The 23,029-nt window shown below is 39.3% G+C and carries 21 protein-coding genes; 9 read left to right on the top strand and 12 right to left on the bottom strand.

All coding sequences use genetic code 11. The features are described from left to right. Positions 1 to 504 precede the first annotated feature (504 nt). Positions 505 to 594: a photosystem I reaction center subunit XII gene (psaM, locus tag NMK36_RS20630; protein ID WP_072720015.1), complete on the top strand. Its 90-nt coding sequence runs from the start codon at positions 505 to 507 to the stop codon at positions 592 to 594. Between the two features lie 355 nt (positions 595 to 949). Beyond that, positions 950 to 1,393 (top strand): hypothetical protein, encoded by a 444-nt coding sequence (locus NMK36_RS20625; protein ID WP_072720014.1) that lies wholly within the window; start codon positions 950 to 952, stop codon positions 1,391 to 1,393. Positions 1,394 to 1,409: 16 nt separating this feature from the next. Here NMK36_RS20625 and NMK36_RS20620 read toward each other — a convergent pair whose 3' ends face one another. The 4 genes from NMK36_RS20620 to tilS form a co-directional block, all read right to left on the bottom strand. Next, positions 1,410 to 4,553, bottom strand: a complete 3,144-nt coding sequence (locus NMK36_RS20620) for a DUF2126 domain-containing protein (protein ID WP_254174515.1) — start codon at positions 4,551 to 4,553, stop codon at positions 1,410 to 1,412. A gap of 23 nt (positions 4,554 to 4,576) precedes the next feature. Next, positions 4,577 to 5,176, bottom strand: a complete 600-nt coding sequence (locus tag NMK36_RS20615) for a zinc ribbon domain-containing protein (RefSeq protein ID WP_072720012.1) — start codon at positions 5,174 to 5,176, stop codon at positions 4,577 to 4,579. A 107-nt stretch (positions 5,177 to 5,283) separates the two neighbouring features. Then, positions 5,284 to 5,649, bottom strand: a complete 366-nt coding sequence (locus NMK36_RS20610; RefSeq protein ID WP_072720011.1) for a hypothetical protein — start codon at positions 5,647 to 5,649, stop codon at positions 5,284 to 5,286. A gap of 83 nt (positions 5,650 to 5,732) precedes the next feature. Beyond that, a complete protein-coding gene (gene tilS / locus NMK36_RS20605) occupies positions 5,733 to 6,770 on the bottom strand; it encodes a tRNA lysidine(34) synthetase TilS (RefSeq protein WP_072720010.1) in 1,038 nt (345 codons plus the stop codon). A gap of 203 nt (positions 6,771 to 6,973) precedes the next feature. Here tilS and NMK36_RS20600 point away from each other — a divergent pair, with 203 nt between their 5' ends. From NMK36_RS20600 to NMK36_RS20575, 6 genes are all read left to right on the top strand, one after another. After that, entirely contained in the window at positions 6,974 to 8,269 is a 1,296-nt protein-coding gene (locus NMK36_RS20600) for a glycosyltransferase (RefSeq protein WP_083580059.1), read from the top strand. Between the two features lie 33 nt (positions 8,270 to 8,302). Continuing rightward, a complete protein-coding gene (locus NMK36_RS20595; RefSeq protein WP_072720009.1) occupies positions 8,303 to 9,982 on the top strand; it encodes a glycerol-3-phosphate dehydrogenase/oxidase in 1,680 nt (559 codons plus the stop codon). 36 nt (positions 9,983 to 10,018) lie between these two features. Next, a complete protein-coding gene (locus NMK36_RS20590) occupies positions 10,019 to 11,602 on the top strand; it encodes a class I SAM-dependent methyltransferase (RefSeq protein ID WP_245824271.1) in 1,584 nt (527 codons plus the stop codon). 29 nt (positions 11,603 to 11,631) lie between these two features. Beyond that, a complete protein-coding gene (locus NMK36_RS20585) occupies positions 11,632 to 12,663 on the top strand; it encodes an NAD-dependent epimerase/dehydratase family protein (RefSeq protein WP_254174514.1) in 1,032 nt (343 codons plus the stop codon). A 22-nt stretch (positions 12,664 to 12,685) separates the two neighbouring features. Then, on the top strand, positions 12,686 to 13,441 hold the full coding sequence (locus NMK36_RS20580) for an acyltransferase (RefSeq protein WP_072720007.1): 756 nt from the start codon (positions 12,686 to 12,688) through the stop codon (positions 13,439 to 13,441). 226 nt (positions 13,442 to 13,667) lie between these two features. Further along, positions 13,668 to 14,159, top strand: a complete 492-nt coding sequence (locus NMK36_RS20575) for a transposase (RefSeq protein ID WP_281250333.1) — start codon at positions 13,668 to 13,670, stop codon at positions 14,157 to 14,159. A gap of 40 nt (positions 14,160 to 14,199) precedes the next feature. Here NMK36_RS20575 and NMK36_RS20570 read toward each other — a convergent pair whose 3' ends face one another. Further along, positions 14,200 to 15,621: an oligosaccharide flippase family protein gene (locus NMK36_RS20570; RefSeq protein WP_072720006.1), complete on the bottom strand. Its 1,422-nt coding sequence runs from the start codon at positions 15,619 to 15,621 to the stop codon at positions 14,200 to 14,202. Between the two features lie 78 nt (positions 15,622 to 15,699). After that, positions 15,700 to 16,224, bottom strand: a complete 525-nt coding sequence (locus tag NMK36_RS20565) for a GerMN domain-containing protein (RefSeq protein ID WP_072720005.1) — start codon at positions 16,222 to 16,224, stop codon at positions 15,700 to 15,702. Positions 16,225 to 16,351: 127 nt separating this feature from the next. Between NMK36_RS20565 and NMK36_RS20560 the strand changes: the two genes are divergently transcribed. Beyond that, the gene (locus NMK36_RS20560) at positions 16,352 to 17,344 is read left to right on the top strand and encodes an aspartate carbamoyltransferase catalytic subunit (protein ID WP_072720105.1); all 993 of its coding nucleotides are present in this window, start codon (positions 16,352 to 16,354) and stop codon (positions 17,342 to 17,344) included. Positions 17,345 to 17,365: 21 nt separating this feature from the next. On the opposite strand, the gene NMK36_RS20555 is transcribed toward NMK36_RS20560, so the two are convergent. From NMK36_RS20555 to NMK36_RS20530, 6 genes are all read right to left on the bottom strand, one after another. After that, on the bottom strand, positions 17,366 to 17,503 hold the full coding sequence (locus NMK36_RS20555; protein ID WP_254174513.1) for a hypothetical protein: 138 nt from the start codon (positions 17,501 to 17,503) through the stop codon (positions 17,366 to 17,368). Positions 17,504 to 17,552: 49 nt separating this feature from the next. Then, positions 17,553 to 18,665 (bottom strand): IS630 family transposase, encoded by a 1,113-nt coding sequence (locus tag NMK36_RS20550; protein ID WP_254172743.1) that lies wholly within the window; start codon positions 18,663 to 18,665, stop codon positions 17,553 to 17,555. 52 nt (positions 18,666 to 18,717) lie between these two features. Then, positions 18,718 to 19,539, bottom strand: coding sequence for a GAF domain-containing protein (locus tag NMK36_RS20545; protein ID WP_254174512.1), 822 nt, complete (start codon positions 19,537 to 19,539; stop codon positions 18,718 to 18,720). A gap of 150 nt (positions 19,540 to 19,689) precedes the next feature. Then, a complete protein-coding gene (locus NMK36_RS20540; RefSeq protein ID WP_072720003.1) occupies positions 19,690 to 21,114 on the bottom strand; it encodes an ABC transporter substrate-binding protein in 1,425 nt (474 codons plus the stop codon). 91 nt (positions 21,115 to 21,205) lie between these two features. After that, positions 21,206 to 22,270, bottom strand: coding sequence for a PstS family phosphate ABC transporter substrate-binding protein (locus NMK36_RS20535; protein WP_254174511.1), 1,065 nt, complete (start codon positions 22,268 to 22,270; stop codon positions 21,206 to 21,208). Between the two features lie 357 nt (positions 22,271 to 22,627). Then, positions 22,628 to 23,029 (bottom strand): nuclear transport factor 2 family protein, encoded by a 402-nt coding sequence (locus tag NMK36_RS20530; RefSeq protein WP_072720001.1) that lies wholly within the window; start codon positions 23,027 to 23,029, stop codon positions 22,628 to 22,630.

Below are 23,029 nucleotides of genomic sequence, written 5' to 3'. Positions count from 1 at the left end.
TTTTCAACTTTTTGTTACAATGCTCTTCCCAAAATGCCCAAATTAGTTGACATTGGTGAACGATTATCTCAATTTGTCAGCACCCCGCTCTAAAGAGACGGGGCTATGCGCGGAGCGCAGGCTTCGCCAACATGCCTCTAACTTTGGATAGCTGACCAGCTATAGTCTTAATTGACTACGTTATCGGCAAGTGTTAAAGACCCACCAATGGATGCGAAGCTAGTCCGTTGCTCTGGAACTTAAAAGTTAAACAGTTTTACGAGGGGTAAGACAGTGCTTTTGAGATAGTTACCGACCGATAACATTGGCGAAGCTAACATTACCCTAGTAATAGGAGTGGGAGAAATCCCAAAAAAACCGGGAATCGGCAAATCAAACAATTTGTGTCGGTTCCCAATCCAATATTCACGGGGAATTTATCCCCTGAGTCGTGTTTCCTCTGTTGTCTAAAGAGGCGCTCGTTTACACACTCCCATCCTACTTTTATGAAGGAGCTATTCAAAAATGACAGATACTCAGGTGTTTATTGCCCTAGTTATTGCCTTGATTCCTGGAATTTTAGCCTTCCGTTTGGCTACAGAACTGTATAAATAGAAATTTGGAACTTACTGGTGAGAATTCACTGGTAACGGGTCACTTCCTCAAGCTGTCTCGACAGAAAATGTTAAGAGTGCAGACAATGACTATCCGAATGGGATAGAGTATTGTGTGTTAACTCGGTCAAACTGTCGAGACGGTTTTTTTATGGGAATCCGAATTCGATGTTATAGCAGGGAACAGGGAACAGGGAATAGGGAACAGGCAGGAAAAGAGTTTTCTGCGAACAGTTTTAGCATCAGTCTATGTCCTAACTGCCTTGGCGACTGCTGTAATTTTTAAGTTGTTTTCGGGAAACCTAAAATTTACTCCGACCGTTGCTGATCTCAATTGTTACCCGAATCAAAAGATCATGTCTGCGACTCGACCTATTCCCCAAACGATTCCATCTGCTTCTCCCTTTCGTCGTCCCCGTACCCGTCGAATTTCTCAGCAACGACGCACCCAGCAGAACCGACGCCTATTGACGGTGGAAACAACAGTTAAGTTAGGGGTAAATTTAATTTTATCGGCTTTTTCTATATCAGCCTTAATTCAGATGTTACCCCACCATCGTTCAGTCTCGGAAAAAGTTCAGGATATTCGGGCTGAGGTGAAAATGACCGAAGAACGAGTAGCCAAAGAAAGGGAAGAATTCAGTCGCTATTTTGATCCCCAGCAAACTCAAAGTATTATGCAGGAACAAGGCAACCGAATTGATCCGAGTCAAAAGCCGATTATTTGGATAGAACCCAGCCCCAAAGAAGCCGCAGAAGTGCCGGATGATTCTGCAACAACCTATGCAGGTTTAGAATAAAAATTACGGGTATAAATTAAGGAATTTGACGCAAATCTAAGGTTAAGGGATATTCAGGATTAAGATGTAAAGGCGGAATTTTCATCAATCCTGATGTATGCCCCATTTCCATAAATCGTTCTAACATTCGGCCTTCAGCTTCTCGATGATTAACGGGAAATTGTTGATAGATTTTCCCGTCGGGAGGGTTAACAAAATAAGTACAGCCCCCAATAGAACGCTCTGCCCAAGTATCAACAATATCAAAAATTAAAGGATTATGGGGCTCAAGATCGGGATGTAAAATTGAGGCATATCGTCGCGCCCGAAATCGCACCGCCCCCACATATTCCCCTAGATTTCCAGTAGATTTTAACGGAATGGCACGACCTTGACAAGTGACAATATATCGAGCCGAATAACTGTCAAAATTTGGGGAATTTCCTAACGCATTCGTTAATTTAACTTGCAATCTTTCCATGGAAGAATCCACATAACGGGCTGTATTTCCCGATGCAGTTTCTTCCCCTAAAACGTGCCAAGGTTCAATGGCATGACGCAGTTCTAGTTCAATTCCTTCTTTAATAATTTCTCCATAACGGGGAAACCGAAATTCAAAAAATGGGGCAAACCAATCAAAATCAAAATCATAACCAATAATTTGTAAATCCCTTAAAATCGCTTTTAAATCTTCTCCTAAATAATACGGTAACATAAATCGATCATGTAGAGTAGTTCCCAAACGAATTAATGGATAATGATAGGGTTTTTCCCAAAACCAACTCACTAACGCCCGAATTAATAACAATTGTAATAAGCTCATTTGGGGGTGAGGAGGCATCGCAAAGGCTCGAAATTCTAATAATCCCAATTGATTTCTATGATTTTCAATGGGGTACAATTTGTCAATACAAAAAGCAGAACGGTGAGTATTACCCGTAATATCAATTAATAAATTCCTTAATAATCTATCGACTAATTCAGGAGAAATATTTGCATTATAATTTAATTTTTGGAACGCGATTTCTAAATCATATAAACTCTCATGTCTGGCTTCATCTACCCTGGGTGATTGACTGGTTGGCCCAACAAATAAATCAGCGAATAAAAATGTTAAACAAGGGTGATTTTGCCAATAAGTAATTAAACTTCTTAATAAATCAGGACGGCGTAATAATGGACTATCATAAACCGTTTTTCCACCAATGGTAACATGGGCACCACCCCCCGTTGGAATCCGTCGTCCATCTAAGAGATATTTTTCCGTTCCTAAACGGCATAATCTCGCTTCTTCATATAACGTTGTGGTAATTTCAACTAATTCTTTCCAATTAGAAGCGGGATGAATATTAACTTCAATCACGCCGGGGTCTGGAGTAATTTGAAACCCAATAATCCCGCTATTCGCTGGGGGTGTATATCCTTCTAAAATAACGGGATATTGAACCTGGGCGGCTGTATTTTCAATCGTGGCGACTAAATCTACAAAACTTCGCGCCGAGCTTACAGGAGGTAAAAAAACGTGAATTTTTCCCTGTCTTGCTTCTACACTTAAAGCTACTCGAATAGAATTAATGGGAGATTCTAAAGGTTCAGAACTGGGAACAATGGGGGGATGAGTTAAGGGGAGAACCGCTTCTTGTTCAAGTTCATCTGCGTGCCAATTTAAAGAGCTTAAAGGTAAACGAAACCCAATGGGAGAATTTCCGGTTAATAGTTCAATTTTATTGGAGTTAGGCAACCGCCAACGACAACTACTCCAGCGAATTGCGTTATTTTTAACGATTGATAAAATCGGTAAGGTATATCCAGCAATGGTATTAGAGTTAGGTTCATACGCCTGAATAATACACTCGGATTTTACGCCTAAATTTTTAACTAAAGCTTCAATAAACGTTAAAACATCTTGTTGAATATAACCATAATCTTGCTCCTCTTGGGCATAGAGTTCGGGATTTCGCCATAAGGGAATTCCATCTTTTCGCCAATAACACCCTAACGCCCAACGGGGTAGTGCTTCCCCCGGATACCATTTGCCTAATCCATAATGAAGTAATCCCCCCTTTTGAGTAAATTTATCTTGTAAACGGGTGAGCAATTTTCCAGCCAGTTGACGTTTTTCTTCTCCGAGTGCTGCAATTCGCCATTGGGGAGATTCAAAATCATCAATAGAAACAAAAGTCGGTTCTCCTCCCATAGTTAAACCCACATTTAAACGCTGTAAATCAGCTTCAACTTTTTCCCCTAAATCATGAATATTTTGCCATTGTTCTTCTGTATAAGGTTTTGTTACCCTAGGAATTTCATGATAACGAGAAACCGTGACAAAAAAGTCTAATTTTGACTCAGCAGGTTCAAAGGTTCCGTAAACGGGACGAGCTTCTAAGGGGTCAGCAACACAAACTAAGGGAATATGACCTTCTGCTACCATTAAACCCGATGTGGGGTCAAGTCCAAGCCAACCCGCACCAGGTAAATAAACCTCCGCCCAAGCGTGTAAATCAGCATTATCATTCGATGGCCCAGGTTGCCCATCCAGAGGGGGAATATCATTACTCAGTTGGATTAAATATCCCGAAACAAATCGCGCTGCTAATCCATAATGGCGTAAAATTTGTACGAATAACCAAGCTGTATCTCGACAGGAACCGATTTTTTTCTCCAGGGTTTCTTCACAGGTTTGAATTCCGGGTTCAAATCTAACTTTATATTCAATTATTTCCGCTAATTTTCGATTCAAATCTAGTAAAAAATCAAGGGTATAAACATTATTTTTATGATTAATTTTAACCCACTGAGTTAATAATTCTCCTGCTTCCCGAATTTCTAAAAAAGGAATTAATTCTTGAGCCAGACGAGGTTGATATTGAAAGGGATAGTTTGAAGCATCGGGTTCAATAAAAAAATTGAAGGGATTAATAGGCTGAATTTTAGCTATTAAATCCACTTCAATTTTTAAAGAATCAGTGCTTTGAGGAAAGTTAACTCTAGCCAAAAAATTTCCATCATGATCTTGTAACCATGTTAGTTGATGGTCAGAGGGGGCAATCTTGAGAGCATAACTCAAAATTGGTGTCCGGCAATGGGGAGAGGGGCGCAACCCAATCGTATGAGGCCCTAGAATCACAGAACGTTCAAACTGATAGCAAATCTGGTGGTTTAAACTAACTTTAATAGACATTTTCTTGACTGATGACTGATGGCTTATAACTGATGTCCACAACTGGAGCAAAATCGGTCTTCGGGTTTGACCGATGTTCCACATTGGCTGCAAAACTTCTGTTTATTGGGTGCAGATGCCCCCATTCGCAGTTCCATATTCCCCATTCGCATTTCCATCGGGTTCATGCTCATCTGCATATCTCCCATTTTTAGGTTCATGGGTTCTAGGGGTTTCATCGGTTCCATCGGACTCAGGGTCATCGGAGTCATCGGTTCCATCGAACTCATGGGTTTCAGGGGTTTCATCACTTCTATTCCTGGCATCGGGGACACAGGTAAACTGGTGACTTCATGCACAGGTAGTTGTTCAGAGTTGTTCATCGAGGGGGTTCCACTGATGACACTGACACTACTTCCTTGAATTTGTAAGGTTTTTTCCCCTTGCTCGGATAGGATTTTGAGCATCATACCATAAGGAGTTTGGAACACCTGGGGAGGTGAACTCCAAACTCCGGTCGCAAAACTGCTACTGGCTTGTTGCTGTTGTCCTGGACTACTACTAATCAAGGTGACAACGGTTTGCACACCCTGATTTTCTAAATAAACTCTTTGACCCGCCCCTAGTTCGCATACATACGCCATAGGAAGGCTCCTTTGTCAAGTTATTGTTCTACTGTGCATTGTAGGACTGTGTTTTGCAAAGGAGAAAGGTTCTTAACAATTGTATTAGAAATGACCCCAGCCAAAGGTTATTGATAGGTGTATTCTTCACCGCTACAAACTTTTTGTGCGGCATCTACAGATTCAGTGCCATCTTGAAAGATAGCTCGAAAGTCATAGTCACAATCTTCTCGGCCATCATTTATGTTGATAGTTATACTCTCGCCAGGGTTAAGAACATCAGCACCAAGAATATCATTTTCCCAATCTGATGTACTGGGAGGAGAGGCATAAAAGTGGGTCATCACTTTATCAGTTCCATTGATCAATTTAATCGTTACAGCCCCTGGTTGTGCCATCGCTTTTGAAGATATTAAGCTAATTCCGGGGCTAAATACGGCTGTTGCTAGTAACAAGATAGAAAGGGATTTATTTTTCCTCAATAGACTAATCATGACTGACTCCTCACCAAAAACTAGAATTGGTATAAAATTATATTTATCATGATGAATAGTTTTGTCAAGAGGGGGAATTTATTTCAAGAAAGTTTAAAATTAAAGACGATCCACTCCTTATCTACAAAGGCGATCACTCCTCCTGGAAACGGATCAGTTTGGCTGCAATTGGGGGCTGAAATTAAAGCTTTTAATTTTTCAATATGTTCAAAGTTAGGAGTTTTTGACATAACCTGTTGTAAAATTTTTCGACTGACTCGACGTTGTAAAGCTTCATGGGTTTGACGTAAGATCAATCGATTTATTTTTAAGGGTTTTTGACTTTCCTTTTCAAAGACTACAACCTGCTGAAAAAGGGTTTCTGTTAATGAGTCTAAATAGTCAACTTCTGCTCGTAATAATTCGGCTGTTTGGGCGAGATGGGATTCAACTTGAGGATTAAAATGAGTTTGTAAATACGGTAAAAGTTCTTGACGAATTCGGTTGCGCGCATAATGTAAATCTTCGTTGGTAGTATCAACCCAAATTTTTAAGTGATGTTCTTGACAAAACTGCCCGGTTTGTTCACGAGAAATCTCTAATAAGGGACGCACTAACTGAATAGAAGCCGTTAAATCTGGCTTAAGAATAGGAGATTCTAAGTGTAGAGAACGTTGCCAAGTTAAAGCTTGTAAACCATCGGAACCACTACCCCGGATTAAATTATAAAGTAAGGTTTCCGCGCGATCGCTTTTTGTATGACCTGTAACAATAACTGGATAATGATATTCTTCGGCAATTTCAGCCAAAACTTGATAACGCCATTGCCGAGCCGTTGCCTCACTATTAGGAATTTCCGTCGCCACCCTTCGATAAAACGGTAATTGCCAAGACTCGGCAAGGTGTGCGATATAGTCCCCATTAGCACCGGAGTCAGACCGCCAACGATGGTCACAGTAAACCACCCCTAATTCCCATCCCCACTTCGGTTGCAGGTCTAACAACAATTTCAGTAAACACACAGAATCTTGACCCCCCGATACCGCCACCAACAGCCGTTGAGACTGAGGTAACAGTTGACGATCTCGTAAAGTTTGGTGAAGTTGGCTGTGTAAAAAAGTCCAAATTAAAGAATTTGACATTAGTTTAAAAATTGACACTTCCTCGTCAAGCTGACGCTGTTCAAATTCTCTTTAGTCATAAAAGAAGGATAGAATCTTTAGCTTATTGATGAAATCGTTTATTTCATTTATTAGGCTCATTTTTTTTACCACTTTTGGGGGATGCCCGCTAACTTTACATTGATTATTATAACTCCTTGGGTATAGGTATATAGGGGAAGCTTATGCAATTAAATCAAGAATTGGAGTTAAATCAAACGAACCCTGTTGAGAGCATACTTTTTCAAACTTCATCCCCATTATCCGTTTCTAACAATAAAACGCATCTTAATATATTATTTCTGATTCCTCACCCTTTTTATGAAGATCGAGGCTCTCCCATTGCCGATGATATGCTTCTAAAAGTTTTATCAGAACGGGGAGACAAAATTGATGTTGTTGCCTATCCTGAAGGGCAAAATGTAACTTATAGTAATACAACCTTATATCGCACCACCAAATTTCCAGGATGTAGCAATGTTCGACCCGGGTTTTCTTGGAAAAAGTTAGTTTATGATGTTTTGATGCTATTTAAAGTTTTACAACTAACATTTCAGAAAAAATATGATTTAATTCATGCCATTGAAGAAACCGTTTTCATTGCCCTCCTGATTAAATTCCTCTTTAAAACCCCCTATATTTATGACATGGATTCTTCTGTAGCCCAACAGATGATCGAAAAATATCCAAAATTATCTCCCTTGAAATCAGTTTTCAATACCTTTGAAGGATTAGCCGTTAAACACGCACAAGCGGTTGTCCCAGTGTGTCAAGCTTTAGCAAATGATATTGCTGAGTATAAGCCACAAAAAGTCGTTCTGCTTCCCGATGTTTCTTTGTTGAAATCAAATCCCAATCAACTCACTGAAGATTTGAAACAGAATTTAAACATTAATCATCTACTGATGATGTATGTGGGGAATTTAGAAAGCTATCAAGGCATTGATTTATTGCTCGATAGCTTTGCGCTGACCCTTAAACAAACTCAAAAAGCAGATTTAGTCATTGTTGGGGGAGAACCAGAAGACGTTGAATTCTATCAACAAAAAGCTCAACAACTCGGTATTGATCATAACGTTCATTTCCTGGGTAAAAAACCTGCTAGCGAACTCGATATCTATCTTTCCCAAGCCGATATTTTAGTTTCTCCCCGCACCAAAGGGAAGAATACACCGATGAAAATTTATTCCTACCTCGATAGTGGAAAAGCCGTTTTAGCCACCGATTTATTTACCCATACTCAAGTTTTAAATCCTGAAGTTGCTCAACTCGCAATACCCGAACCTGAAGCATTTGCTCAAGGGATGGTGAATTTAATTACCAATGAAACCTTGAGAACAAAACTCGGTGAAGCAGGAAAAGCTTTAGTTCACGAAAAATATAGTTATAGTGCATTCCGTCAACAATCAAATCGCCTTTATAATGAATTGACACAGGAACTCTTGCCAAACTCCGTGTCAGTCGGATATAACCAGGAGTAACTTGTCACGGTTTCAGTTTCCTATCATTAGGTTATGAAAAGAAATTTAACAGCCTTGACCGAAAATAATTATGATCTTTTAATTATTGGAGGAGGCATTTATGGAGCGTGTATCGCTTGGGATGCCAGCTTGCGGGGGCTATCAGTTGCTTTAGTCGAAAAAGCAGATTTTGGAGGGGCGACTTCTGCTAATAGCTTAAAAATTATTCATGGTGGTTTGCGCTATTTGCAAAAAGCCGACTTTAAGCGAATGCGAGAATCAATAAAAGAACGCACCACATTAATGCGAATTGCACCGCATTTAATCCATCCTTTACCCGTTTTAGTACCTACCTACGGACACGGAACAAAGGGGAGAGAAGCACTGACTCTGGGAATGTTCATTAATGATATTATCAGTAGCGATCGCAATCAACTCAACGATCCCCAAAAACATATCCCCAATGGTCGAATTATTTCTCAAGCTGAATGTCAAGAATTGCTTCCTAATATTCCTGAAGCTGGACTAACTGGGGGAGCAATTTTTTGTGATGCTCAAGTTTACAATTCAGAACGTTTAACCCTATCGTTTCTCAAGTCTGCTGAACAACAAGGAGCAACTTTAGCTAACTATGTAGAAGTCACCGGATTTTTATTCACAGAAAATCGAGTAACTGGGGTTAAAGTTAAAGACGAATTAACCGCATCAGAACTAGAGATTCGCGCGAAAACCGTTGTTAATACCAGTGGCCCTTGGCTGAATCAAATTCTCAATTTTTTACCCCAAAAATCACCGCTACCGCCCCTGAATTTGGCAAAAGCGATGAATTTAATCACTCGGCCTTTATTTAATACCTATGCCGTTGGTCTTTCCGGTGCAAAATGTCAATTACCTAACGGTTCAGTTCAGAAAAGTCGTTTCTTTTTTATTGCCCCTTGGCGCGGTAAATCTATGATTGGAACCTGGTACAGTGTTTACGATCAAGATCCCAATCAGTTTAAAATTACAGAAGCAGAAATTCAAGAGTTTATTAGCGAAATTAATCAAGTCTATCCCGCCGCAAAATTACAGCGAGAAGACATTTCATTTGTGCATGGGGGACTGCTTCCTAGAATTGGAATTGATGCCAAAACAGGAGAACCCAAATTAGCAGATCAATATCAACTCCGAGATCATACTCAAGATGGATGTCCAGGATTAATTTCCGTGCTAGGTGTAAAATATACAACCGCTAGAGATGTGGCTCAAAAAGCTATTGATTTTGTGTTTAAAACTTGGGATCAATACCCCCCTGAATCTAAATCAGCGATTACACCAATTGACGGCGGAAAAATCGAAAGTTTTAATAATTTTTTACACCAAGCTATCTTAGAGGGAAAAACTCAAGGATTAACAGAAAGTCAAATTCATCGATTAGTTTATAACTATGGTTCTAGTTATCCTAATGTGTTAAACTATCTCAAGGATTCCCCAGATTCTCAAGGAATTCTGAATGAGACAGAATTGATTAAAGCAGAAGTGCTTCATGCCATTCATGAGGAAATGGCACAAAAATTAAGTGATGTTGTTTTTCGTCGGACAGAATTGGGAAGTGCAGGAGATATCTCTCAGGAAACCCTTAATATTTGTGCTAAAACAATGGGTGAAGCTTTGGGATGGAGTCAAACCCGAATTGAGGAGGAACTCAAAGATATTAATTTGAGTAATGGAATACAATCTTTAGCGATCACTTAATATTTTTCTAAAGTATAAACGATAGCCAAGAAAAAAATGAACCTTCTTAAAACTCAAGCTTTTACCCAAAATAGTCAGAAGATATGGATTGATGCTCATGTTCATATCCATGACTGTTTTCCCCTCGATCAACTGCTGAACTCAGCTTTAAAAAACTTTCAACAGGTTTCCCAAATAGAATCCCCAACTTCTCTACTTTTTTTAACAGAAATTCAAGGAATAAATCAGTTTAAAAAGCTTCTAATTTATGCAGAATCTCAACCCAATAATATTGCAGGATGGACATTTCATAAAACTCAAGAGATCTTTTCAATAGAAGCTAAAAATCAACAAAATCAAAGTATTTTTATTATTGCAGGTCGCCAAATCGTGACCGCCGAAAAATTAGAAGTTCTGGCTTTAATTACAGACAAAACCGTTGAGGATGGTTTACCCATAGAAACAACTTTAACTGAAATTCAAGACAGAGGAGGAATTCCAGTTCTGCCTTGGGGTGTTGGAAAATGGATCGGGAAACGAGGAAAATTACTGAATCATTTATTAAATTCTGATCAAATTCCCTTACTATTTTTAGGAGATAATTCTGGTCGTCCTGTCTTCTGGTTACGACCTCCCTATTTTAAACTAGCCGAACAGAAAGGATGGCAAGTTTTACCCGGAACTGATCCCTTATCCTTAGCAACACAAGCATCTCGACCCGGAAGTTTTGGCTTTAATATCGAGGGAGAATTTAACCCCAAAAAACCCGGAAATAGCATCAAGCAAATTTTACTTAATTCTCAGACAAAAATTCAACCCTATGGCCGTTTAGAAAATCCTGTACGGTTTATTCAAAATCAGTTAGCAATTCGTTCTCATTCATCAGCAAAAATGCCACCCCAAGAACAAACTATCGTTTCAACAAATGGCTTTCCTGAAACTGCCGATATTGAAACCTCCTCAGACGGCTACGCCTCACGTTTTGCGGGAGAATTGGGACAATGGTTACTGAAAGTTCAAGAAGAAGCTACCTTAAAACTGTTAGCAGCCTATCCCCAAGCAACGGTATTAGATGTGGGAGGCGGACACGGACAAATAACAAAACCCCTGATTGAAAATGGTTATCAAGTCACGGTTTTAGGAAGCGATGAAATCTGTAAAAACCGCATTCAAACCCTCATTGATGCCAATTTATGTTCCTTCAAAGTGGGTAATGTTCTGGACTTACCCTATCCTGATAATGCCTTTGATGTGGTGATTAGTTATCGATTTTTAGCTCATGTTACCCAGTGGCAAAAATTTCTTAGTGAACTTAGCCGCGTTGCTAAAAAAGCCGTCATTATTGACTATCCCACCCTACGGAGTGTTAATTCCATTGCCCCCTATTTATTTAAATTTAAAAAAGGTTTAGAAGGCAATACTCGAACCTATATTACCTATGATGAATCAGAATTGGTAGACTTTTTTAAATCCTTGGGATTAAAACAAACGGAACGTTATCCCCAATTTTTTATCCCGATGGTGCTGCATCGTGCGTTAAAATCACCTACAGTCTCATCTGTTTTAGAACAGCCCTTTCGAGTGTCTGGGTTAACTTATCTTTTAGGTTCACCCGTCATTGCTAAATTTATCAAAAGTTGAATTTTTGATTGTCCTATAGGGGAAAAATAATGGAAGAGTCTAGCTATAAACTACCACCTGGTTCTCGCGTTTTAGTCACTGGGGGAACTGGATTTACAGGTTCAGTATTGTTACGAAAATTAGTCAATCAAGGAGTGAGTGTTGTGGCAATTGCCCGCCCTACTTCCAACCTCAAACCCTTCGAGGGAATGCCCATTGAATGGTTACAGGGTGACGTTTTTGATCCTGACTTGGTTAATCAAGCCATCCAAAATGTTAATTATATTTTTCACATGGTTACACCCTTTCGGGAAGCCAAATCTCCTGATCAGGGATATTATAATGTTCATGTTCTGAGTACCCAACTGTTAGCAAAAGCAGCGTTAAAACAACCAGATTTTAAGCGCTTTGTTCATGTTTCTACGATTGGAGTTCATGGTCATATTGAAAATCCCCCAGGAGATGAAAATGCCCCTTTCGATCCAGGGGATATTTATCAGCAAAGCAAATTAGAAGGAGAAATTTGGATTAAAGAATTTGGTCAAACTGAAGGATTACCCGTCACCGTTGTTCGACCTGCTGGAATTTATGGCCCCGGAGAGAGACGACTCTTAAAAATCTATAAATGGGTTGCTAAAAAGTGGGTTCCTGTGATTGGAAATGCTCAGAATTTACTGCATTTTATTCATGTTGATGATTTAACAGACTTCTTTATTTTAACCGCCCTACATCCCCGTGCCGTTGGAGAAGTCTTTATTTGTGGTAGTCCCCAAGCCATGACCTTCCAAAATATGGTTAATTTAATTGGGGATTATTATGGCGTTTCTCCTAAATTTATTAAATTTCCAGCCGCTCCAGTTTTTGCCATTGGAGATCTATTTGAGATGATTTTCCGACCCTTGGGAATTGAACCTCCCATCTATCGGCGACGGCTGGCTTTTTATACCAAAGATCGCTCCTTTAATACGTCTAAAATGAAAAATCTATTAGACTTTGTACCTCGTCATTCAGACGAAGAAGGATTAAAAGAACTGGCTCAATGGTATCTCGACCAAGGTTGGATTACCCTCAAAAATACTTAAACCTATTCTTGAACAATAAATTATGGTCGCCCCTGAAGAAAAACAAAAAATTAATAAAGTTCCCCTTTCGGAACAACTCAATCAAAGTCAATCCTCGGCTTTAAAACGCTATCAAGAAAAGGCCGTTGGCACAACAAAGTTTTTGCCGTTTCTGACCTATGAACTTGCCTTATTACTGGGCAGTAACCTCCCCGGCAGTCTCGGTTATATCACCCGTAAACTGCTTTATCATTCTCTGTTTAAACAGGCTGGAAAAAGCTTGATTTTAGGGCAAGGCGTTGTGTTACGTCATCCCAACAAAATAACACTCGGAAATCGGGTTGCCATTGATGATTATGTGCTCTTAGATGCCAGTGGTTCAGGGAATGAGGGAATAACTCTAGGAGATGATGTGATTATTTCCCGAAATTGTGTGATTCAAGGCAAAACGGGGGGAGTTACCATCGGAAATAAAACCGATATTGGATGCAATACTGTGATTACATCAGGGGCTGGAATTATGATAGGTCGTTCCGTTTTAATTGCAGCTAATTGTTATATTGGTGGCGGACGCTATATTACAGACCGTTTGGATATTCCGATGATCGAACAAGGAGTTTATACTAAAGGTGCGGTGGCGATTGAGGATGATGTTTGGTTAGGGGCAGGTTCAACGGTTTTAGATGGGGTAAAAATTGGCAAAGGTTGTATTGTCGGGGCGGGTGCAGTGGTTACAAAAGATTTACCAGAATATGCGATCGCCACTGGAGTTCCCGCTAAAATTATAAAAACCCGATAAGATCTAGGGCTGGTGATATTCAAGGGATTTTTAATCTCAACTATAATAGGAATCTGGTCTTACTATCTGGTTGAAATCGGCAGGCTTAAAGGTAGGAATACTCTTGCCTACCGACTTAGATAAAATCTTTAACGGTTTGCGACTGATAATTGATGGGCTGGCTAATACCTTATTCTGATTCCCCATTTCCCATTAAATCAAGGGGAATACAAAACGTCAAGCTAGATTGACACTTAACCGCAACAATTTTGTCAGAGATTATTTGAACAAATCGGCTCGATACATGATTAATTGGTGTATTGAACACCAGATTGGAACGGTAATTGTTGGCGTTAATCCCGGTATTAAACAAGAAATCAATATCGGAGCTAAAAACAATCAGAATTTTGTTCAAATTCCCTATTGGAGTTTGAGACAAAAACTCAAAAACTTGTGTGAACGATATGGATTGAAATATCAGGAACAGGAAGAATCTTACACCAGTAAGGCAAGTTTCTTGGATGGTGATCATATTCCCGTCTACAATCCTGACCCGTCCCAAAAATATCAATTTTCTGGAAAACGGGTTAAACGTGGATTGTATTGTTCTCAACAAGGACATTTGATTAATGCTGATTGTAATGGCGCTGCCAATATCGGAAAGAAAAGTAGCCACAATGGTTTTGCCGGAGTGGGTAGGGGTTGTTTGACTCAGCCTTTAAGAGTGAAAATCTCTTAAGAATCCCCGTCTCTTCAGAGCGGGGAGTGTCAATGGGCATTTATTGGGTCAGTGATGTTCCTAAAAATTGTTTGGGTTGCATGAGGAAGAGGATTGTAATTAAGCTGATCCCTATCAGTCCGATCCCAATAACAGGAGATAAACCCATCAACAAAAAAGAAGGACTCATAGTTAAAATCAAAGAGCAGATCACAATGATTGCCAGACGTGTTGTAGAGCGTTGATACCCCTCCCGAATCATAATAGTGAACCCGGCACTGCACAAAATAATCTCACTCATTAAGGTGGCAAAAGCGGCTCCTGCTGCGCCCCACTGAGGAATGAGGAGGGTATTGAGAAAAATGTTTATACTGGCTGTTAAAAATAGCATTCGGGGTAAAAAATGCTCCCGGCCCGTTGCTTGTAAAAAATTTTGAGTAAAAACACCAAACATACTCACACTCAAACTCGAAAGCAGAATTCTTAGAGAAGCAACAGAACCTGAATATTTCGCGCCATAAAGCACTTCTACTAAAGTTCCCTGCATAGAGATAGCAACTAAGAGAATGGGCAAAACTCCCACTAATAAAAGGCGTGTGGCTTTGTAGATTTGTTCTGGAACTCGGTGAGGTTCACTGACGTGATAACGAGCTAGGCGCGTAAAGATGACATAAAAAATCACACGCGGTAATGCAGAAAAAATTTCTAAAATCCGATAAGAGGCACTATAAAGTCCCGCTTGGTCATCGAAACCCATGCCTTTAATCATGACTAAATCAACCTGGTAGTAGAGAACCCAGAGAAGACCCGACATGGCAAAGGGATAAGCTATTTTCAGGGAGGCTAGACCTGTGTTGAAGTTCAAGCTAGACCAAAGATTGACCTTACGGTTGAGGAAGTAAAGCAGTCCTAAGATGTCTAAAAAACGGACAATTACGATTGTGCCAACGACAAATACTAAATTGTGAGTTAAAAACAGAACTGCTGTGGAAATGAGAACAACAGCAGAACGTTCGATGGCGACCGAAATACTTTCTGCTCTAAACCATCCCATCCCCTTGAGAGTTCCCCGCAGCGTCAATTTGGCAGCACGGGCTATTTCTGAGAAAACGGCTAAATAACAAACGATTAATCCATTCCCTTCATAACCTAAGACTAATGCTAAAGGCAGTAACAGCAAGAGGACGGGGATAGAAGTTAAACCCTCCAACAGTAGAAAACGAATGGTGTATTTAGGCCCTTCAACAGGATTCGCTGCGACTTCACGGTTAATCAGGGTGGGGAAACCAAATTGAATAAATAGGGAGAGAATCGCAGCCAGGGCGATCGCAGCCGCAAAAACTCCATATTCTGCTGGCCCCAGAACACGAGCGATCGCAATATAAAATACAAAGGTTAAAGCAAGAGTGGCTTCTCCTAAGAAAGCATAGAGGTAAGACCAATCTAAGCGGCGAAGTTGGTTCACAAAAAAATTTAATTGCATAAAAAGTTCACAACTTACTATAGCAACTCTTGGATTTGTAGACAAACCTCTAGCTTAATTAAATTCATGAAGCTTTTATTATAAAGTAATTTCTTCTCCCTGTTCTGTAAAAATGACATCATTAATTTGCCAGTCAGGATTACTGGTAATCGTTTGGCGTAAACTCCCAAATAACGCTAATTGTTCACAACTCGATAAAGAATTGAACGTCCGTTCAGCTGTTGTGGGAACCCGAAAATCAATCGTGACAATTTGTTGATTTTTATCAACATTTATGCGATAATTTAAGGGAAAATCAGAACTGCTTTGTTGTTCTAAAACCTCAGAAATCGCCGTTTCTAAGGCTTGTTCTTTAGGAACCGTAATTTGACGAGGAATTAACTCAGAACATTGATTATCGACCTGATAAATAGTCACTGGAACCGTGTTAGCTGGGGAAAGAGCTTGTTTTTGAGGTTCAGGTGGGGTTGAAGGAGAAATTGTGGCTTCAGGAGAGACTTGCGGTTGAGTTGGGGTGTCAACGGGAGGAGTACCACAACTGCTTAAGCTAAGAATAGTAACGCCAACGAGACAACGGGTCAAAAACTGTTGGATACGGTTCATGGTTCAAAGGAGATTCTGGAAGTAACTGTTACTTTATTATTCAAGTCTTCCGATTCCTATTCCGTTTTGAGCAATCACCCCGTATGATTAAACGTTGGATCAAAATCCTCATCATTTTGGATTGACAATGGCTACTGCTCCCTGGACTCGCCGTCATATTTTATCCCTAGCTGATTTTACGGCGACGGAATATAACACAATTTTGCAAACAGCAACAAGCTTTCAAGAAGTGTTAGGTCGTCGTACCAAAAAAGTTCCGGCTTTACAAGGTCAGGTGGTGGCAAATTTATTTTTTGAACCTTCAACTCGGACTCGGAATAGTTTTGAACTCGCGGCTAAACGACTCTCCGCAGATACATTAAATTTTGCGCCGGGAACCTCTTCTCTAACGAAAGGCGAAACAATTCTTGATACTGCTAAAACCTATTTAGCAATGGGAACGGATATGATGGTAATTCGTCATAAAGAAGCTGGAGTTCCCTTTGCGATCGCGGCTGAATTAGACCGTTTAAATGCTAAAGTTGCAGTGTTAAATGCCGGAGATGGTCAACACGAACATCCGTCTCAAGCGTTATTAGATTTATTCACAATTTGCCGAACTCTGGATTCTGATCAACCTAAAATTGAATTATTACAAGGTAAAAAAATAGCGATTGTGGGAGATATTTTACATTCTAGGGTAGCCCGTTCTAATATTTGGAGTTTAACCGCAACGGAAGCAGAATTACATTTAGCAGCACCTCCAACGTTATTACCCGAACTGTTTGCAGAATTTGGCAAAAATCGCCCCGGAAAATTATTTTTACATTGGAATTTAGAACCCGCTTTAGAAAATGCAGATTTTGTCATGACGTTACGGTTACAAAAGGAACGAATGACCGCCCATTTATTACCCAGTTTACGCGAATATCATCAATTATTTGGCATCACCCATGAACAGTTAAAATCCTGTAAACCGGATGTTAAAATATTGCATCCTGGGCCAGTTAATCGAGGGGTAGAATTAAGTTCAGAATTAATGGATGATCCAGAATTGAGTTTAATTTCTCAACAAGTGACCAGTGGAATAGCCGTGAGAATGGCACTGTTATATTTAATTGGAGGGGGGAAATTAAATTAAACTGAAGCTGGTAAATATTCCCTATTGTCGTGAACTTTCATAAGCCGATTCTATGATTTGTAATAACTCCAAAATGTCAAAGGGTTTAGAAATAAAATGGGTAATTCCCATAGATAAAGCCAGTTCTTTTAGATCACCGTAACCTGTGGCTAATACCACTGTTTGTTTAATTCCTGCTAATTGAAGTTGTTGATAAGCTGTTGTGTATTTAAACTGTGATTATAGCATTACCTTTGTTTTTAAGTTTACGTCCCCATTTAATAGATAACTGTCCTTCATTTAAAAGCTGATGTAATAAACACTCTAGCTCATCAACTGATTTAAAGAGTCGATGAGCTATATATTCTTTAGCTGAATGCCAGACTAATTCAATTAAATTATAATCTGGACTATATGCTGGAAGAAATTCTAAATAGACATTCGGCATTTCTGCTTTAATTTTTTCTAGGTACTCTTCTTTTTTGTGAAAACTTGCATTGTCAAGAATAATCAGGATCTTAGCTCCTTTTTCTACAAATTCTTCTGCTTGATTTCCCGCTAATACCCATTCATAAATTAGCTCTTGATAAAAACTTTTTAACACTTGATAAAAATTATCTGCATTTCCTTTATCCAGAAATTCTACAAATCTTTTTTTATCCGAGTACCTCAATCCTCCCATCACATTAACTCTTCCTTTCCTCCTGTCTCCTCTAATCTGTTTCCTCTTCCCTTTTTTACACCAATTCTTTCTTTTTATCACTCTTAAATTAAATCCACTTTCATCCCAAAACCATACCTGTAATTGTTCTGGACTTTCTTTTGCTATTTTCAAATATTCTTCTATTTTATCTTTAAATAATTTTCTTTTTTCTGGATCTCTTTTCTCTTCTAAGCTATACTTTGCCCACAAATAAACATACTTTTTTTCCTTTAATATCTTTCTCACTTGTGAACTACTTAATTTGATTCCTGTGATTTGTTCTAAATAAGTTGCCAATCTTTCTCCTGTCCATCTCCCAAATTCATATCCTAATTCTTCCGGTTCTTTTTCTACTGTTTCTAATAATATCTCTATATATTTGTCTGTGGCTTTTCTATAATTTCCTTTCATTCTTTCATCTTTTAGGCTTTCTAATTTGTCAGGGTCTCCATGTACACACCAATAACATACTTTGTTTAATGAGCAGCCCAAAAACTTGGCAATTTCACTTTGCTTTTTACCATCATTTAGCAATAATAAAATCAAGATTCTTTCTCGGATTTGTCCATTTTCTTCCTCTTTCAATCTTTTCTGCAGTTTCTCTACTTGCTTTTCATTTAAATGATTTTTAGCAGGCATCTTTTGATTGATTTTTCTAAACTTGGTTTTTCATTATACCCTATTTAGATGCTTAACAGCTTAGTTCAATTGAATCTTCAGCCTGTCTTACCAATTGCATCGCGTAGTCTAGGCGGTTAACCGCTACCATCCGCGATACCACTTCAAGTTTTAAACGGGCTGCATGATGGGCTTGAATGATATCCTGACGCAAATCTTCCAAGGGCTGATATTCATCAGGATTAGACTTTAATACACGACGAACATCTTTTTCTAAATTAGCGCTCAATAAGTCCGCTTCAACGCCGTGAGAGGCACAGAGCAATATCTCTTTGAGCCTTTGTCCAGCATCCTGACGACGCATAGAGATACTGAGCACACCAATAATTTCCTGTTTGTCATTCCGCAAAGGAATTCCTTGACAAGTGAATGGATGAAACCCCTCAATAAAATGCTCGGCGCTAATAATTTCTACATAATCGGCTTCTGCTAGGGGTGTACCAATTCCATTTGCACCTGCGACCGATTCGGATAACCAAGAACCTGGTTCTGGAAAAGCTTCTGTCCCGTGTACAGTCTGCTGGTCACCGACAACATCCAGTAACAAAGCTTGGTTATCACTCAACATAACAGCATGACGCTCTGTACCCGCCGCCTGTGACAGCATACGGATGTAAGGTTTAGCCAGTTGCATCAAATCACTATTTTTCGTGATTAGATGTTCGGTATCTGAACGGGATAGTTTTTCCGCTTGGAGCGCATAGGGGTTAGCGCCTTGCAAATGTGAACGCTCCCAAGCTCGATAAATTTTTGAGCGCAACATCCGAGACGGAATAGCTCCAGTGGATTTGTAGATGCGTCCGGCTTCTAAGACATCATGGTGGGAAGCTTTCATTTCTGTTAGTTCATCCTTTTGATTAAAGGTTAACTCACTTCCTGCACGACTCAATTACGGCTAACCTAGACGGTTTTCGTCTGCAACCATCATAAACCTAATCCTACTCATCTTTACCTATTGCCTATTATCCATTACTTTGTGATCCCATTAACGAACGGGAACAAAATCATAACCAAATCCTGAACGATTTCCCGGTTCAACCTTGACTAATTGTAAGGGTTGATTGCGATCGCCGGACGGTAAAAAACGAATTATTCCCGTTGCTCCTTCGGGCGTAAAATCTGAGGCGGAAAGTGTTTCTTGAACCCCGGTTCTAGTGGGATTTTTACTAATGGCAATCATTAACGCTTTGGCTGCATCATAAGCTGTTGCAGTCCGCCAGTTCACATCTCCTCCCCACAATTGATTTGCGGCTTGAGCAAATTCAGAATTAGGGTTGGCTAAAATATGCCAAGGAATGGCAATCACCATCCCCATTGTATCACTTCCCACCTTCAACGTTTCCGGTCGATATAAACTATCTCCCCCTAATAAAGGTAACTGTTTGCGATTACTTCGTACCACTTGTAAGGCTTGTTCAATGGTTGAAGAATCAGGGGTTAAAACAATAGCTTCTGCTCCTTGTTGACGGGCTTGTTCTAAAGCTTGAGTTGGATTCAAGTTGGGTTTAGCGATATCAAAAACCGTGACGACTTCGCCCCCATCCCCATTTAATGCGGTTGTAAATTCCGTTTGTAAAGAGTTACTATAATCATTAGCACTATTAAAAAAGACAACCGCTTTTTTTAAGTTTAATGTATTTAAAAGATATCGCGCTAAGGTACTTCCCGCAAAGCGATCGCTGGGAACAGTTCTAAAAATAAAGTCTCCTGCATTAGAAATAGCTGTGGAGGTACTGGTGGGAGAAATCAAGACTAATTTTCCCGCTTCATAAATGGGTGCTGCTGCTAAGGTGGCGTTACTCCCAAAATGACCAATTACCCCTAGAATTTCAGAATTATTGACTAATTTTTTAGCCACTTCTGAAGCCATTTCGGGGCTATTATCATCATTAACAATAATTATCTTGAATAAATTTCCGTTTAATCCCACTCCTTGGTTAACTTCTGTTTGAGCTTGAGCAACGCCTCTTAAAATTTCTTGGGCGGTATTGACTGAAGTTCCAATGGGAATTGAGACTGCTATCGTATAATAGGATTGATTATTTTGCAAAATTTGAGCATTATTTCTATAAATTAATGCTTCAGGATCATTTTTATTTTGTTGTAAAGCTGCATTAAACTGTTGAACAGCTTCCTGATATTGACCCGCAGCTAAAGCAGTCGTACCTCCTTGTTTGAGAGCTAAATCTCCTGATGGAATTAAAACTTTTTCTCCTTGACTGATGCGAGTTTCAATAGTTTGATTAGGAGCGGAAGTTGAGGGAGAGTTTCCAGAGGGGGATGGAGGGGAATTTTGATTGAGTAGGTAAGGAGAAGAAGACTTAAAAAATAAAAAATAACCTCCGCCTAATAATGCTCCTGTAATTACAAGGGCTAAGACAAAGATTAGAGATTCATTTTTTTGAGACATTGGATTTTAAAAGGGTATAATTTTTTGAAATTAAAGCTTATTTTATATTTTAACATCTTTAGGAATTTTTAACCCCTACAGAAAGCGAGGCTTAATAGATTTTAATAAATCCCAATTCTTCGATTAAATCTTGACCTTGAGAAGTTAACAAAAGTTGACTGTAGGCTTCTCCTGCTTGTTGATCTATAGGGTTATTCTGTTTAACAATAATAAATAAACGTCGGGTTAGAGGGTAGTCTCCTGTTCTAAAGACCACAGGATTAATTTGATTGCGTTGTTGAGGACAAGCTTCAGAAGGAATTAACGGGTCTTGATACGGTTGAACTAACGTATCAGGTGTTAAACCAATAGCGATAGGTTTAATAGTACATTGTGCGACCACTTCCGGCGCAGACGCATAATAAATTCCCCCCGGATGATTAGCAATTGCTCTTAAGGCTTCTGTAGTCGTCGGAATCAATTTTACGGATTTTCCTAATTTTTCTCCTCCTAATACATTGAGGATAAAAAAATCTGTTGTTCCCCCGGATTCTTGAGGACGAGAATAAGCAACAATCGGAATATTTTCGCCTCCGAGTTGATTCCAATTATCAACTTTACTCGTATAAATTTGCTTTAATTGATTAATCGTTAACCCTGGAATCTTTAAATTAGGATTAACAGCCACCACAATTCCATCAATAGCAATCGGAATTTCTGTTAAATTTAATCCCCGTTGTCTAGCTTGTTGATATTCTAATTCTAGTAATGGGCGGGAAGATTCAGCAAAAGTAATTTGATTTTCAATTAATAATTTAATTCCACTCCCTGAACCAGGAGATTGACTAGGTTTTTGGAAATATTTTAATTTAAATTGAGGAAAAACAGTTTGAATTTCTGAATTAATAACTTTACGCAGTGGTGCAAAAGTGGTACTTCCCCCATAAGTAAAAAGTCCGTTAGGAACATTAGGAACTTCAGCAAAGGTTTTAAAATGTGTTGCTGAAGATTGAACGGGTGGCGAGTTGGGGGTAGGGAAAGCAGAAGGAGAGGAATTAGAATTAAACAGGGTTGATAAACTCATATTGCGGCTAAACCACCACAGTCCCCCGCTTATTAATCCACCGCTAATCAGTAAGGCTAAGATTAAAGTTGTAGCATCATTTTTTTGAGCCATAAATTTAATGAATTTTCGGTATTAAGGAAAATTTTATCACTTTTGGGGTTCTCCTATACTTATGGTGATCAGTAAAGCTGATATAAAAAGGCAAGCTAGTAGCTTTTCACGCATCATCTCAAAATTTTTGAAGCCATAGCTTTGACGAATAATTAATTTGATTTCGATAATTAACCAACAACGTTAATCAGGAGAATCTATCTGAGCAGAACATAGAGCTAAGGCTAAAGTTGAACCAGAGGAGTTGACCCGCATCAAATTGATTACCTAATCAATATTATAGAAAATGTAGTAAATGCGACATTTAATTTGATAATCGACAAATCCAGAAAGCCCTGAAGGGCTGACTACATTTTATTAGGAAGGTAAGGTATAAATAACACCTAAATATTCTCGGTAACTGCAAATGCGATCGTCTTGAATATCAAAGACAATGGCGGCTTGATTTTGGTAGGGTTGACCCCACATTTCCCCATCTGAACTGACTTCAAAAATCACCGTTGTTTGATTATGGGTTATCCGTTGTAACGTTAACATTAAACTCTTTTTAAACACACATTCACTGGCATAATTTAAGAACTTGGCTAACGTTGTTTTTCCTTGATGTAAGCCTTTGTAGGAGCCCGCAGGAAAAGAAAAGGTACAATCTTCCATCACCATTTCTAAAAAAGGTTCCCACTGTCCAGTCGCTAAACCTTGCTGAAGTCGAGCAAACCCTTGTTGAGCAACGGCTAAGATTGAAGACGATCCAGATTCCAT

The sequence above is a fragment of the Planktothrix pseudagardhii genome (assembly GCF_904830925.1).
In the GTDB taxonomy this organism is placed as follows: Bacteria; Cyanobacteriota; Cyanobacteriia; order Cyanobacteriales; family Microcoleaceae; genus Planktothrix; species Planktothrix tepida.
Note: the sequence above shows the minus strand (reverse complement) of the source record. Positions and strands in the feature narration are given on the sequence as shown.

Bases quoted from the DNA above. Each gene is read 5' to 3' on its own strand.
- NMK36_RS20550 (WP_254172743.1), bottom strand. From the start codon at position 18,665: ATGCCTGCTAAAAATCATTTAAATGAAAAGCAAGTAGAGAAACTGCAG.
- NMK36_RS20625 (WP_072720014.1), top strand. From the start codon at position 950: ATGTCTGCGACTCGACCTATTCCCCAAACGATTCCATCTGCTTCTCCC.
- NMK36_RS20585 (WP_254174514.1), top strand. From the start codon at position 11,632: ATGGAAGAGTCTAGCTATAAACTACCACCTGGTTCTCGCGTTTTAGTC.
- NMK36_RS20600 (WP_083580059.1), top strand. From the start codon at position 6,974: ATGCAATTAAATCAAGAATTGGAGTTAAATCAAACGAACCCTGTTGAG.
- NMK36_RS20595 (WP_072720009.1), top strand. From the start codon at position 8,303: ATGAAAAGAAATTTAACAGCCTTGACCGAAAATAATTATGATCTTTTA.
- tilS (WP_072720010.1), bottom strand. From the start codon at position 6,770: ATGTCAAATTCTTTAATTTGGACTTTTTTACACAGCCAACTTCACCAA.
- NMK36_RS20620 (WP_254174515.1), bottom strand. From the start codon at position 4,553: ATGTCTATTAAAGTTAGTTTAAACCACCAGATTTGCTATCAGTTTGAA.
- NMK36_RS20580 (WP_072720007.1), top strand. From the start codon at position 12,686: ATGGTCGCCCCTGAAGAAAAACAAAAAATTAATAAAGTTCCCCTTTCG.
- NMK36_RS20530 (WP_072720001.1), bottom strand. From the start codon at position 23,029: ATGGAATCTGGATCGTCTTCAATCTTAGCCGTTGCTCAACAAGGGTTT.
- NMK36_RS20610 (WP_072720011.1), bottom strand. From the start codon at position 5,649: ATGATTAGTCTATTGAGGAAAAATAAATCCCTTTCTATCTTGTTACTA.
- NMK36_RS20615 (WP_072720012.1), bottom strand. From the start codon at position 5,176: ATGGCGTATGTATGCGAACTAGGGGCGGGTCAAAGAGTTTATTTAGAA.
- NMK36_RS20545 (WP_254174512.1), bottom strand. From the start codon at position 19,539: ATGAAAGCTTCCCACCATGATGTCTTAGAAGCCGGACGCATCTACAAA.
- psaM (WP_072720015.1), top strand. From the start codon at position 505: ATGACAGATACTCAGGTGTTTATTGCCCTAGTTATTGCCTTGATTCCT.
- NMK36_RS20565 (WP_072720005.1), bottom strand. From the start codon at position 16,224: ATGAACCGTATCCAACAGTTTTTGACCCGTTGTCTCGTTGGCGTTACT.
- NMK36_RS20560 (WP_072720105.1), top strand. From the start codon at position 16,352: ATGGCTACTGCTCCCTGGACTCGCCGTCATATTTTATCCCTAGCTGAT.
- NMK36_RS20590 (WP_245824271.1), top strand. From the start codon at position 10,019: ATGAACCTTCTTAAAACTCAAGCTTTTACCCAAAATAGTCAGAAGATA.
- NMK36_RS20540 (WP_072720003.1), bottom strand. From the start codon at position 21,114: ATGTCTCAAAAAAATGAATCTCTAATCTTTGTCTTAGCCCTTGTAATT.
- NMK36_RS20570 (WP_072720006.1), bottom strand. From the start codon at position 15,621: ATGCAATTAAATTTTTTTGTGAACCAACTTCGCCGCTTAGATTGGTCT.
- NMK36_RS20535 (WP_254174511.1), bottom strand. From the start codon at position 22,270: ATGGCTCAAAAAAATGATGCTACAACTTTAATCTTAGCCTTACTGATT.